10 protein-coding genes are annotated in these 12,897 nt (G+C 68.3%); all 10 read left to right on the top strand.

Translation table 11 applies throughout. The features are described from left to right. Positions 1-4 precede the first annotated feature (4 nt). The 10 genes from kdpC (at position 5) to C3942_RS14815 (ending at position 12,216) form a co-directional block, all read left to right on the top strand. A complete protein-coding gene (kdpC, locus tag C3942_RS14855) occupies positions 5-634 on the top strand; it encodes a potassium-transporting ATPase subunit KdpC (RefSeq protein WP_243393618.1) in 630 nt (209 codons plus the stop codon). Positions 635-709: 75 nt separating this feature from the next. Then, complete coding sequence (locus C3942_RS14850) at positions 710-3,400, top strand: DUF4118 domain-containing protein (RefSeq protein ID WP_104231139.1); 2,691 nt, start codon at positions 710-712, stop codon at positions 3,398-3,400. Then, positions 3,400-4,101: a response regulator gene (locus tag C3942_RS14845; RefSeq protein WP_104231138.1), complete on the top strand. Its 702-nt coding sequence runs from the start codon at positions 3,400-3,402 to the stop codon at positions 4,099-4,101. Before C3942_RS14850 ends, C3942_RS14845 begins: the two co-directional genes overlap by 1 nt. A gap of 74 nt (positions 4,102-4,175) precedes the next feature. Then, on the top strand, positions 4,176-5,279 hold the full coding sequence (locus tag C3942_RS14840; protein ID WP_104231137.1) for an efflux RND transporter periplasmic adaptor subunit: 1,104 nt from the start codon (positions 4,176-4,178) through the stop codon (positions 5,277-5,279). A gap of 196 nt (positions 5,280-5,475) precedes the next feature. Beyond that, positions 5,476-8,091 (top strand): efflux RND transporter permease subunit, encoded by a 2,616-nt coding sequence (locus C3942_RS14835; RefSeq protein ID WP_243393617.1) that lies wholly within the window; start codon positions 5,476-5,478, stop codon positions 8,089-8,091. Beyond that, a complete protein-coding gene (locus tag C3942_RS14830; RefSeq protein WP_104231136.1) occupies positions 8,088-9,437 on the top strand; it encodes a DUF1329 domain-containing protein in 1,350 nt (449 codons plus the stop codon). The genes C3942_RS14835 and C3942_RS14830 overlap by 4 nt, the downstream gene beginning before the upstream one ends. A gap of 97 nt (positions 9,438-9,534) precedes the next feature. After that, positions 9,535-9,876 (top strand): hypothetical protein, encoded by a 342-nt coding sequence (locus C3942_RS14825; protein WP_104231135.1) that lies wholly within the window; start codon positions 9,535-9,537, stop codon positions 9,874-9,876. Positions 9,877-10,020: 144 nt separating this feature from the next. After that, positions 10,021-10,158 (top strand): hypothetical protein, encoded by a 138-nt coding sequence (locus C3942_RS22345; RefSeq protein WP_165797467.1) that lies wholly within the window; start codon positions 10,021-10,023, stop codon positions 10,156-10,158. 16 nt (positions 10,159-10,174) lie between these two features. Next, entirely contained in the window at positions 10,175-10,852 is a 678-nt protein-coding gene (locus C3942_RS14820; RefSeq protein ID WP_104231134.1) for a response regulator transcription factor, read from the top strand. Positions 10,853-10,878: 26 nt separating this feature from the next. Further along, positions 10,879-12,216 carry an ATP-binding protein gene (locus C3942_RS14815; RefSeq protein ID WP_104231257.1) on the top strand — a complete coding sequence of 446 codons (1,338 nt, stop codon included), beginning with the start codon at positions 10,879-10,881 and terminating at the stop codon, positions 12,214-12,216. Positions 12,217-12,897 lie beyond the last annotated feature (681 nt).

Raw genomic sequence — 12,897 nt, 5'->3', positions numbered from 1 at the left:
ACCCATGCGTATCCACGTGCTCACCGACATGCACCCGGAACCGGGCATCCTGCGCCCAGCCATCGTCCTGCTCCTGCTGCTGACGCTGCTGCTGGGGCTGATCTACCCGCTGGCCGTCACCGGCATCGCGTCCGCCGTCTTCCCGCAGCAGGCTGGCGGCAGCCTGCTGCAGCGCGACGGCAAGGTCGTCGGCTCGGCGCTGCTGGGCCAGTCCTTCGCCGGCCCCGGCTACTTCCACGGCCGCCCGTCGGGCGCCGGTGCCGCCGGCTATGACGCGGCCTCGTCCAGCGGCTCCAACTACGGCCCGACCTCGAAGGCGCTGCTGGAACGCATCGCCGCCGACGCCGAACGCCTCGGCAAGGCCCAGCCCGGCCAGCCGATCCCGGCGGACCTGCTGACCGCGTCCGGCAGCGGCCTGGATCCGCACATCAGCCCCGCCGCGGCCGACTACCAGGCGGCCCGCGTGGCCGCCGCCCGCGGGCTGCCGGTGGACCGCGTGCGCCTGATGATCCGGGAACACACCCATGGCCGCGACCTGGGGTTCCTGGGCGAACCTGGGGTGAACGTGCTGGCCCTCAACCTGGCACTGGACGCGGAGGCGGGACGCCGGCGCGCGCCGGCAGGCATTCCCTGAGGACCTGGCCTGTCGTCGGCGCGCCCGCGGACCGCGGGCGCGCTTCTTTTTTTTTGAAGTGCATAGAATGAGGTCATGAACAGCACGGTCCCGTCCGAACCCCATCGCCCCTCGCCCGAGGCATTGCTGGAACGGGTACAGCGCGAGCAGCACGGCAAGCTGAAGGTTTTCCTGGGCGCCGCCCCGGGCGTCGGCAAGACCTACGAGATGCTGTCGTCGGCGCGCAAGAAGCAGCGCGACGGCGTGGACGTGGTGATCGGCATCGTCGAGACCCACGGGCGGCGCGAAACCATGGCGCTGGTCGAGGGCCTGCCGCTGATCCCACGCCGGCGGGTGCCCTACGAAGGACGAGAACTGGAGGAGATGGACCTCGACGCCATCCTGGCACGCCGGCCGCAGCTGGTGCTGGTGGACGAGCTGGCGCATACCAACGCGCCGGGCAGCCGCCATCCCAAGCGCTACCTGGACGTGCAGGAGCTGCTGGCGGCCGGCATCGACGTCTGGTCCACGATCAACATCCAGCACCTGGAAAGCCTCAACGACATCGTCGCCGGCATCACGCGGGTGCGCGTGCGCGAAACCGTGCCGGACGCGATCCTGGACCTCGCCGACGAGGTCGAGGTCATCGACATCACGCCGACCGAGCTGATCGAGCGCCTTCGCGAGGGCAAGGTCTACCAGGGCGAGGCCGGCGAACGCGCCCTGCAGGGCTACTTCAATACCGGCAATCTCACGGCCCTGCGCGAGCTGGCGCTGCGCCGCACCGCTGCCCAGGTGGACGAGCAGTTGCGCCATCATCGGCGGACCCATGGCATCGAGGAGGTCTGGCCGGCCGGCGATCGCGTGCTGGTCTGCGTCAACGAGTCTCCCGGCGCGCAGGCTCTGGTGCGTCACGCCAAGCGGCTCGCCGACCGGCTCGACGCACCGTGGACCGCGCTCTACCTGGAAACCGCCCGCAGCCTGCAGCTGGACGAAGCGCAGCGCGACCAGGTAGCGGAGAACCTGCGCCTGGCGGAGCGCCTGGATGGCAACGCGCTGTCGATCGCCGGCAGCAGCGACATCGCCGGCGACCTGCTGGCCTATGCGCGTGAACACAACATCAGCCATATCGTCACCGGCAAGTCTCAGCGCAGCCGCTGGTTCGAACTCCGGCACGGCTCGGTAGTCGATCAACTGGTCCGCCGCGCCCGCAACATCTCCATCCACGTGGTGGCGGATCCCCAGGCGGAGAGCCGCCGCCTGCCGCGGCGCGCGTTCGCGCGGCCGGGCGACTGGAACCTGGCGGCGATCCTGCCGGTGACGCTGCTGGTGGCGGCGGCCACCGGCCTGGGCTGGCTGCTGCATGCGGCCACCCAGGTCCACAATGTCGCCCTGATCTACCTGGCGGCGGTGATGATCAGCGCCACGCGCTATGGCATGGTGCCCAGCCTCTACGCGGCCCTGGCCAGTTCGGGGGCCTACAACTTCTTCTTCCTGGGCCCCCGCTACACCTTCACCGTCGCCGATCCCGCCAACGTGCTGTCGCTGGTGTTCTTCATCGCCGTCTCGGTCGTGGTCAGCCAGCTGATGGCACGGCTGCGCCAGCAGGCCCTGGCCACGCGCGAGCAGGCCTACGACAGCGCCGAGCTGCTCAACTTCACGCGCCGCCTCGCCGGCCTGCGAAAGCTGGAGGACCTGCAGGCTGTCACCACGGGCCAGGTGGCCCGCATCCTCGACCTGCAGGCCCTGCTGCTGCTGCCCGACGACGACGGCAAGCGCCTGAGCGCGGAGAGCGGCCTGGACGACAAGGACCTGGCGGCGGCGCAATGGAGCTTCGAGAAAGGCGAGGCCACCGGCCGCGGCGCCGACACCCTGCCCGGTGCCAGCCGCCTGTGGCTGCCGCTGCGCACGCCCTCGGGCATCGTCGGCGTGCTCGGGGCGCAGCGCGACGGCCGCGGAGCACTGCTCGAGCCCTCCGAGCGCCGCATGCTCGATACCATCGCCGATCTCGCCGCCATCACCATCGAACGCATCCGCCTGGCCAAGCAGATCGACCAGGCGCGCATGCTGGCCGAGACCGAGCAACTGCGCTCCGCGCTGCTGACCTCCATCTCGCACGACCTGCGCACGCCGCTGGCCAGCATCATGGGCTCGATCTCCTCCTTGCGGTCCTATGGCGCGATGTACGACGACGCACAGCGCGAGGAACTGCTGACCACCGCGCAGGACGAGACCGAGCGCATGCACCGCTTCGTCGGCAACCTGCTGGACATGACGCGGCTCGATGCCGGCGCCCTGCAGCCCAAGCGCGAAACCTGCGAGCTGCAGGAGATCGTGGGCTCGGCGCTCCAGCGTACCGCGCGCCTGCTCGAGCGCCACCAGGTCAGCACCGCCTACTCGCATGAGCTGCCGATGCTGACGCTGGACTTCGTGCTGATGGAACAGGTGCTGGTGAACCTGCTGGAGAATGCCGGCAAATATGCCCCCGAGGGCACGCGCATCGAGATTTCCGCTCAGCGGCACCGCTATGCCGTATCGATCGAGGTGCGCGACGAGGGCCCCGGGATTCCCGAGGCCGACCTGCAGCGCATCTTCGATCCCTTCTTCCGCATCCGCGGCGGCGACCGTCAGCGCGCCGGCATCGGCCTGGGCCTGGCGGTCTGCCGCGGCTTCGTCGATGCCATGGGCGGACGCATCCGCGCGCGCAACCGCCGCGAGCGCAGCGGCAGCATCTTCGAGATCGAACTGCCCTCCTCGCTGTTCGTGTCCCCCGCGGAGGCCGCCTGATGGATGCCGGCAGGATCCTGGTGGTGGACGACGAGGTGCCGATCCGGCGCCTGCTCCGCACGACGCTGGGCGCGCACCGCTTCGAGGTGCTGGAAGCCGGCAATGCCGCGCATGCCTTGCAGGCCGTGCGCGAGCGCGGTCCGGACCTGGTCCTGCTGGACCTGGGCCTGCCCGACCGCGACGGCCTGGACCTGCTGCGCGACATCCGTGCGCTTTCGCCCGTACCGGTGATCGTGCTCAGCAGCCGCGACGGCGAAGCCGGCAAGGTGCAGGCGCTGGACGAGGGGGCGGACGACTACGTCACCAAGCCCTTCGGCGCCGAGGAGCTGATGGCGCGCATCCGCGCCGCCCTGCGCCACCGCCTGCAGCAGCAGGGTGCGCGGCCGGTCTACCGCAACGGCCGCCTGGCCGTCGACCTGGTGCGCCGCCAGGTGCTGCTGGACGACGCGGAACTGCATCTTTCGCCCAAGGAATACGAAATCCTGCAGCAACTCGTGCTGCATGCCGGCAAGGTGCTGACCCACCGCCACCTGCTGCGGGCGGTCTGGGGCAGCGAGCTGGAAGCCGACGTGCAGTACCTGCGGGTCTACATCCGCCAGCTGCGGGCCAAGCTGGAGGCCGACCCGGAACGGCCGGCCCTGATCGTGACCGAGCCCGGTGTGGGCTATCGCCTGAAGGAATTGCAGCAAACCTCTTGGTAAGCTTGCAGGGTTCGCCGAACTTCGCGGCCTGCCGACACTCTGAGCCTCGCCCAGGGCCAAAAGACCAACCCAAGATGACCACCCGTCGCCTCCCGACGCTGCTGCTGCTGTCCTGCCTGACCCTGTCCTCCTGCGACAAGGCCGGCGGCGGCAAGGCCGATCCGGCCAAGGCCGGCACCGCCAAGCCCGCCGTCGCCGTGGAAATGGCGCCGGTCGCCACCGCTACGCTCTCCCGGCAGATCGTGGCCGTGGGCAGCGTGCGCTCGGACGAATCGGTCACGCTGAGCCCCGAGATTGCCGGCCGCATCGCCCGGATCGGCTTCGACGAAGGCCGTCCGGTCACTCGCGGCCAGGTGCTGTTCGAACTGGACGACGCCGTGCATCGCGCCCAGCTGGCGCAGGCTCACGCCGACCACGGCCTGGCGCAGCGCAATTACCAGCGCGGCCTGGAACTGTTCGAGCGCAAGCTGATCTCGCAGCAGGAGCGCGACACCCTGTCCTCGGCCCAGGACGCCGCGGCGGCGAGCCTGGCTCTGGCCCAGGCGCAACTGGCCAAGACCCGCATCACGGCGCCCTTTGCCGGCATCGCCGGCCTGCGCCAGGTCAGCCCGGGCGACTACGTCAACCCGGGCCAGGCCCTGGTCAACCTGGAAGCGGTCTCCAGCGTCAAGATCGACTTCCGCGTGCCGGAACTGGCCCTGTCGCAGCTGTCCGCGGGGCAGCCGCTGGACATCGAGTTCGACGCCTGGCCGGGCGAGCGCTTCCGCGGCGAGGTCTACGCCATCGAGCCGCGCGTGGCCGATACCACCCGCTCGGTGGGCCTGCGCGCCCGCCTGGCCAATCCCGAAGGACGCCTGCGGCCGGGGCTGTTCGCGCGCGTGCGCCTGCAGACCGGCGTCCGCGAGCAGGTGGTGGTGATCCCGGAGCAGGCGGTCTTCCCCCGCGGCGAACAGCAGTTCGTCTACGCCGTCAGCCAGGGCGTGGCCCGCGAACGCGAAATCCGCCTGGGGCAGCGTGAACCTGGCCGCGTCGAGGTTGCCGAGGGCCTCAAGCCCGGGGAAACGATCATCATCTCCGGCCTGCAGAAGGTCTCCAATGGGGCCAATGTGGTACCAGCCGCCGGCTCCGCGGAGAAAGCTCAGGCCAGCGAAAGCCGGCCTCCCGCCGCACCCCCCTGAGCGGCAGGGGTCTTCATCGAGGCCGGGCTCCGGCCTTCGCCCGGGAACGCTGCGGCTGTGGCGGAAGCGGGCGACCGCCGTAGTGCTTGAGCGCACCCGCGGCTCTGACCACAATAGGCTCCTGAATCCGGGACCGACCCGGACCCCGCCGCCAAGGCTTCCATAATCCGGCGGCACCTGCTCGTGGAGGAGCGCGGTGGCGGTCACTGCCGAATCGATACTGCGGTTCTTCATCGCCCTGGTGTACGGGCGGCGGCGCCTGACTTTCGCGGCGCTGATCGCGGTCACCGCCGGCATGGCGGTCTCCGCGATGCACCTGAAGCCCGACGCCGGCTTCGAGAAGCAGATTCCCCTGGAACACCCCTACATGAAGGTGTTCAAGCAGTATGAACAGGCCTTCGGCGGCGCCAACCTGATCTCCATCGCGCTGATCCGCCGCGACCGGACCGACGGCCAGGGCATCTACGAGCCGCGCTTCCTGGAACACCTGCGCCGCATCACCGACGACGTGTTCTTCCTGCCCGGCGTGGACCGCTCCCGCGTTTCCTCGCTGTTCACCCCGGGCGTGCGCTACATCGAGGTGGTCGAGGGCGGCTTCGGCTCCGGCGACGTGGTGCCGCGCAACTACCAGCCGACCCCGGAGATGCTGCAGCTGATCCGCGGCAACGTCGCCAAGGCCGGAGTGATCGGCCGGCTGGTGTCCGCCGACCAGAACGGCGCCATGATCGTGGGCGAACTGCTCGAGCACGACCCGGCCACCGGCGAAAAGCTGGACTACCGCTGGGTGGCGCGCGAACTGGAGCGCATCCGCGGCCGCTATGCCAGTCCGCAGCGCTGGCAGTGGGTGGCACGAGCCGACGTCGAGGGCTTCAAGGCCGGCGAGGTGGTGTCCACGCGCTACTCCGCCCCGCTGTGGGCACCGGGCTTCTTCCACGTCATGGCCGATCGCGAGCGCGCGGACGAGGCCCTGCGCCTGGTCAAGCGCAGCGAACTTGAACTGCGGCAGGACGCCAACCCTGACTACGACCCCAGCTTCACGATCCACATCATCGGTTTCGCCAAGGTGGTCGGCGACGTCACCGACGCCAGCCTGGAAGTGGTGGGCTTCTTCTTCGTCGCCCTGGTGCTGACCATGCTGCTGCTCTGGGCCTTCTGCGGCTCCTGGCGGCTGTCCCTGCTGCCCTTGTCGGCGGCGATCACCGCGGTCATCTGGGAACTGGGCCTGCTGCACCTCGCCGGATTCGGCCTGGACCCCTTCGCCATCCTGGTCCCCTTCCTGATCCTGTCGATCGGCGTGTCGCACGGCGTCCAGTACATCAACGGCTGGGGCAACGAGGTGGCGGTCAACCAGCGCAATCCGCTGGACGCGTCCATCGAGACCTTCCGCCGCCTGTTCATCCCGGGCACGGTCGCGATCCTGACCAACGTCATCGGCTTCGCCACGCTGGCCTTCATCAACATCGAGATCGTGCGCGAGATGGCGATCAATGCGGCGCTGGGCATGGCCGCGGTGATCGTCACCAACAAGGTCATGCTGCCGATCGTGCTGTCCTGGGTCTCGCTGCCCGACGTGGAGCAGTTCCGCCGCCGGCAGCAGCGCCGCGTGGAGCTGGGCGACCGGCTGTGGCGCCGGCTGGCGCGCTTCGCGGAGACAAGGTACGCCGTGCCCACCCTTGGCGTGGCCCTGCTCTCGCTGGCCTGGGCACTGTGGATGTATCCGCAGCTGACCATCGGCGACCAGCAGGTGGGCGTGCCCGAGCTCAAGCCCGACGGGCGCTACAACCGCGACTCGCAGGCCATCGTCTCCAACTTCGCCATCGGCGTGGACCTGCTCAAGGTGGTGGCGGTGGTCGGCGAATACGGCTGCGTGAAGCCGGAGAAGATGGAGGCCATCGACCGCTTTGCCTGGCACATGCAGAACACCGAGGGCGTCCAGTCGGTGCTGGCCCTGCCGCAGCTGGCGCGCGTGATCCGCGGCGCCTGGTTCGAGGACGCGCCCAAGTGGCGGGTGCTGCCGCGCAACGAGGAGGGCTTCGGCAACATCGCCGGCATGGTGCCGTCCTCGCTGGGCCTCAACAACCCGGACTGCAGCGTGATGCCGGTGCTGGTCTTCACGCGCGACCATCGCGCCGAAACCATCCAGCGCATCGTCGATGCCACCAAGGCCTTCGACGAGGCCAACCGCGACAGCGGCGTGGAGTTCCAGCTCGCCTCGGGCAACGTCGGCGTGATGGCCGCCACCAACGAGGAGATCCGCGCCCGCGAGATCGTGGTGATCGTCTGGGTGCACCTGACGCTGCTGATCTTCGTCTGGATCTCCTTCCGCTCGCTGGCCAGCGTGATCTGCATCATCGGCCCGCTGGTGCTGTGCTCGCTGCTGACCTACGGCGGCATGGCCACGATCGGCATCGGCATGAAGTCCGCGACCCTGCCGGTCGCTGCCTTCGGCGTCGGCATCGGCGTGGACGACGGCATCTACCTCTGGAGCGTGCTGGCGGCGATGCTGGCCGGCGGCCTGCCGCTGCGCCAGGCCTTCCTGGAGGCACTGCGGCACACCGGCAAGGCCGTGATCTTCACCTCGCTGTCGCTGATCATCGCCGTGGTCACCTGGCTGTTCTCCGACCTGCAGTTCCAGCACGACATGGGCCTGCTGCTGCTGTTCATGTTCACCACCAACCTGTTCGGTGCCATCCTGCTGCTGCCGGCCCTGGCCTGGGCCGTGCTGCGGCAGCGGGGGCCAGAACCTTCCGCCGGCGGCACAATCGAAACAGGACAACCGCCAGCGCAGGGCCGAGGAGGCCCGACGCCATGAAAAGACGCCCCATCATCGCCCTGGCCGCCCTGCTGGCGGCGCTCGCCCTGCCCGCCCAGGCCAAGGTCACCGCCGCCGAGGCCGCCAAGCTGGGCAAGGAACTGACGCCCATGGGCGCGGAGGCTGCCGGCAATGCCGCCGGCACGATCCCGGCCTGGGACGGCGGACTGCCGCAGAAGCCCATGCCCCGCGGCAGCAATCCCTATGCCGCCGACAAGCCGCTGTACGTCATCACGGCCAAGAACGTCGACCAGTACAAGGACCAGCTGACCGAGGGACACCGCCAGCTGTTCAAGACCTTCCCCTCCACCTACAAGATGCCGGTCTACCCGTCCCGGCGCAGCGCCAGCTACCCGGCCTGGTTCTATGAGGCGACCAAGAAGAACGCCACCACGGTGGAGCTGAACAACAACGGCTACGGTTTCTGCTGCACCACCCAGGGCTACCCGTTCCCGATCCCCAAGAACGGCACCGAGGTGATGTGGAACCACATCCTGCGCTACAACACCAAGGGTTTCCGCGGCTTCCTCAACATGGCCGCGACCAATGCCGACGGCTCCTACGTGGTGGAGCGCGACTACCTGGAGCTGAGCTTCGTCTACAACAACCCGAAGACGACGCTGGACACGCTCAAGGGCATGAACGTCTATGCGCTGACCAAGGTGGTGTCGCCGCCGAACAAGGCCGGCGAGGCGCACCTGCTGCACGTCCCGCTGGACCGCATCAAGGACCAGACCGGCGTGTGGGTCTACAACAACAGCGTCGGGCGCGCGCGCCGCATCGGCGAGGTAGGCTACGACAACCCGCTGTTCGACGGCCTGATGACGCACGACCAGATCGACATGTTCAACGGTCCGCTGGACCGCTACACGATCAAGCTCCTGGGCAAGAAGGAGATGATCATTCCCTACAACAGCTACAAGCTCTATGACCCGGCGGTGAAGTACAAGGACATCGTCGGCAAGGGCCATATCAACCAGGACCTCGCCCGCTACGAGCTGCACCGGGTCTGGGTGATCGAGGCCGAGGTGAAGGCCGGGTTCGCCCACCGCTACAAGAAGCGCACCTTCTACCTCGACGAGGATTCCTGGATCGTCCATGCCCAGGATATCTACGACGAGCGCAACCAGTTCTGGCGCACGGCGGAGTCGCACTCGATCTGCTTCGCCAACGTACCCGTGGTGGTCAACGGCGTGCAGGTGCACTACGACCTGCAGTCGCGGCGCTACGTCGCCACCAACCTGACCAACGAGGAAAGGAAGCTGATCGACTACGACTGGGAGGAAACCCCGGGCTACTTCTCGCCGGCGACGCTGAAGAAGTTCGCCACCACCTCCCAGAAATAACCGGAAACGACCGGATCGCGCTTCATTCAGCCCGCGTTCAGCCGTCTGAGTTAAGAGAGAATTCAGCTTTTGTTTCATAGGCTAGCGGTCGCCAGCCATGAACAAGATCCTCGCCCTACTGAGCCTCGCCTGCCTGCCGATGACCGTACTCCATGCCGCCGATGACCCGCGTCCCTACGCCGAGGTGATCAGCAGCCGGCCGGTCTACGGCGAGGTGCGCGTCGCCGAGCGCCATCGCCAGTGCGACGCGCCGGAGGATGTCGCCGGGACCCCGTCCTGCCGCACGGTGACGGCTTGGCGGATGGAACAGCGCGTGGAGGGCTACGACGTGCTCTACCACTACGACGGCCGCGTCTACGGCACCCGCCTGCCCTATGAGCCCGGCGAGCGCCTGCCAGTGCGCAACCGTGGCCGTAGCGGCGCGATGAGGCTACAGTAGGCCATGCGCGGCACGACTGCACTCCTGCTGATCCTGCTGGGCGGCCTTGTCGCAGGCCCGGCTGCGGCCGATCCGCGGCGGGATCTCGTCCCCCCCATGGAATTCCGGAGCGACCGGAACCCGGGGAGCCCCCAGGGGATGTCCATGCGGGATGCCGCCGATCGCGCGCAGCGCAAGCACGGCGGACGCGTGCTGGCGATCGACCAGGACGGCTTCGGCGGCTACCGCGTGAAGCTGCTCAAGGACGGCGAAGTCCGCACCGTCCACGTTTCCCCCGACTAGCCACTAGAACCACAACATGCGCGCACTGGTGATCGAAGACGACCCGGCCCTGCAGGCCCAGGTCGTCAACTTCCTCTCGGAAGAGGGTTTTGCCGTGGACGCCGCCTCCGACGGCGAGCAGGGCGGCTACATGGCCGAGGAGTACCCGGCCGACGTCGCCATCGTCGATCTCGGGCTGCCCAAGGGCAACGGCCTGGATATCATCCGCCGTGCCCGCGCGGCAGGCCGCAAATTCCCGATCCTGATCCTCACCGCCCGCGACGGCTGGCAGAGCAAGGTCGAGGGCCTGGAGGCCGGTGCCGACGACTACCTGGTCAAGCCTTTCCATCGCGAGGAACTGCTGGCCCGCGTGCGCGCCCTGCTGCGCCGCAGCGGCGGCTGGGCGCAGTCCAAGATGGAGTCCGGCCCCTACCAGCTCGACACCGCCGCCAAGTCGGTGTCTGCCGACGGCAAGCCGGTGGAACTGACCAGCTTCGAGTACCGCGTTCTGGAGTACCTGCTGACCCATGCCGGCAAGGTGATCTCCAAGTCCGAGCTGACCGAGCATCTCTACACCGAGGACGAGGAACGCGACAGCAACGTGATCGAGGTCTTCATCCGGCGCCTGCGCACCAAGCTCGATCCGGACAGCCAGTACAACCCGATCACCACGCTGCGTGGTGCCGGCTACCGCTGGGACCTGCCACGCGCCTGAACACCGCCCGCCTGCCGGTGCCGGGCGTGATCCGCAACTCCCTGCGCGGCCGCCTGCTGACGGCCTCCGCGCTGGTGCTGACGGCCTTCGTCGCGCTGACGGCCTACGCGCTCGACCAGGCGTTCCGCAGCAGCCTGCTGACGGCAGAGGAGGAGAAGCTCAAGGGCCTGGTCTACGCCCTGCTCGGCTCCGCCGCGCCGCGCGAGGACGGTGAGCTCAGCATCGCCCTGGATGCCGTGCCCGACCCGCGCCTGCGCCAGCCGCTGTCCGGCCTGGATGCCGCGCTGTTCGACGAGCGCGGACATGCCGTCTGGAGTTCCGCCGCCTTCCTGGACCTGCCGCCGCCGGCGCTCACCGAGGTCGGCCAGTGGCAGTTCGAGCGCCTGCGGAATCCGGACGTGTTCTCGCTGAGCTTCGGGCTGCGCTGGATCGACCTGGCGCGCGATCCGCGGCGCTACAACATCGTGGTGCTGGAAACGACCAAGGGCTACCGCGAACAGATGGCCAGTTTCCGGCGCACGCTCTGGGGCTGGCTGGGCGGCACCGCGATGGCGCTGACCGCCACCCTGCTGTTCCTGCAGCGCTGGAGCCTGGCGCCGCTGCTGCGCCTGGGCCGCGAACTGCAGGAGATCGAGTCCGGCATGCAGGACGAGATCACCGGACAGTACCCGGATGAAATCCGCCCGCTGACGCACGATCTCAACGCCATGATCGTCAACGAGCGCAACCAGCAGCTGCGCTACCGCAATGCCCTGGGCGACCTGGCCCACACGCTGAAGACGCCGCTGGCGGTGCTCTCCGGCATGTCGCAGGAGCGGGGGCTGGCGGCGGCGCAGCGCGAACAGCTGCAGGAGCAGGTCACGCGCATGCAGCGCATCGTGGACCACCAGCTGCGCCGCGCCGCCGCCGCCGGCACGCGCACGCTGAGCAAGCCGCTGCGCGTGCGCCCGCTGATCGAGAAGATCGCCGGGGCCCTGACCAAGGTCTACGCCGACAAGGACCCGCGCTTCGACCTGCAGCTGACCCCCAACCTGAAGCTGCGCGCCGACCAGGGCGACCTCTACGAGCTGCTCGGCAACCTGCTGGACAACGCCTGCAAGTACGGCGGCGGCCGCGTGCGCATTTCCAGCCGCGTGGCGGACAACCGCTGCAGCTTCGTCGTGGAGGACGACGGCCCCGGCTTTCCGGAGAATCCGGACCTGCTGCTGCAGCGCGGCGTGCGCGCCGACGACCAGACGCCCGGCCAGGGCATCGGCCTGGCCGCGGTGGCGGAACTGGTGAAGGCCTACGAGGGCCAGCTGGACCTGGGACGCTCCGAGACCCTGGGCGGCGGCAAGGTGACGGCGACCCTGCCGCTGCGCTAAAAGCAGTGCTGAGTGCTGAGGACTCAGTGCCAAGTGACAGAGGAATGTCCGCGTATAGTCCTGGCCTGTAGGAGCCAGCTTGCTGGCGATCCGTCGCCAGCAAGCTGGCTCCTGCACTCAGCACTCAGCACTCAGCACTCAGCACTCAGCACTCAGCACTCAGCACTCAGCACTCAGCACTCAGCACTCAGCACTCAGCACTCAGCACTCAGCACTCAGCACTCAGCACTCAGCACTCAGCACTCAGCACTCAGCACTCAGCACTCAGCACTCAGCACTCAGCACTCAGCACTCAGCACTCAGCACTCAGCACTCAGCACTCAGCACTCAGCACTCAGCACTCAGCACTCAGCACTCAGCACTCAGCACTCAGCACTCAGCACTCAGCACTCAGCACTCAGCACTCAGCACTCAGCACTCAGCACTCAGCACTCAGCACTCAGCACTCAGCACTCAGCACTCAGCACTCAGCACTCAGCACTCAGCACTCAGCACTCAGCACTCAGCACTCAGCACTCAGCACTCAGCACTCAGCACTCAGCACTCAGCACTCAGCACTCAGCACTCAGCACTCAGCACTCAGCACTCAGCACTCAGCACTCAGCACTCAGCACTCAGCACTCAGCACTCAGCACTCAGCACTCAGCACTCAGCACTCAGCACTCAGCACTCAGCACTCAG

This window comes from Solimonas fluminis (assembly GCF_002930645.1).
Lineage (GTDB): Bacteria > Pseudomonadota > Gammaproteobacteria > Nevskiales > Nevskiaceae > Solimonas_A > Solimonas_A fluminis.
The sequence above is the reverse complement of the archived record's forward strand: the minus strand, read 5'-3'. Positions and strand labels throughout refer to the sequence as shown.

Excerpts from the sequence above, each read along its gene's own strand:
- C3942_RS14840 (WP_104231137.1), top strand. The coding sequence starts at position 4,176 with ATGACCACCCGTCGCCTCCCGACGCTGCTGCTGCTGTCCTGCCTGACC.
- kdpC (WP_243393618.1), top strand. The coding sequence starts at position 5 with ATGCGTATCCACGTGCTCACCGACATGCACCCGGAACCGGGCATCCTG.
- C3942_RS14850 (WP_104231139.1), top strand. The coding sequence starts at position 710 with ATGAACAGCACGGTCCCGTCCGAACCCCATCGCCCCTCGCCCGAGGCA.
- C3942_RS14820 (WP_104231134.1), top strand. The coding sequence starts at position 10,175 with ATGCGCGCACTGGTGATCGAAGACGACCCGGCCCTGCAGGCCCAGGTC.
- C3942_RS22345 (WP_165797467.1), top strand. The coding sequence starts at position 10,021 with ATGCGGGATGCCGCCGATCGCGCGCAGCGCAAGCACGGCGGACGCGTG.
- C3942_RS14825 (WP_104231135.1), top strand. The coding sequence starts at position 9,535 with ATGAACAAGATCCTCGCCCTACTGAGCCTCGCCTGCCTGCCGATGACC.
- C3942_RS14830 (WP_104231136.1), top strand. The coding sequence starts at position 8,088 with ATGAAAAGACGCCCCATCATCGCCCTGGCCGCCCTGCTGGCGGCGCTC.
- C3942_RS14845 (WP_104231138.1), top strand. The coding sequence starts at position 3,400 with ATGGATGCCGGCAGGATCCTGGTGGTGGACGACGAGGTGCCGATCCGG.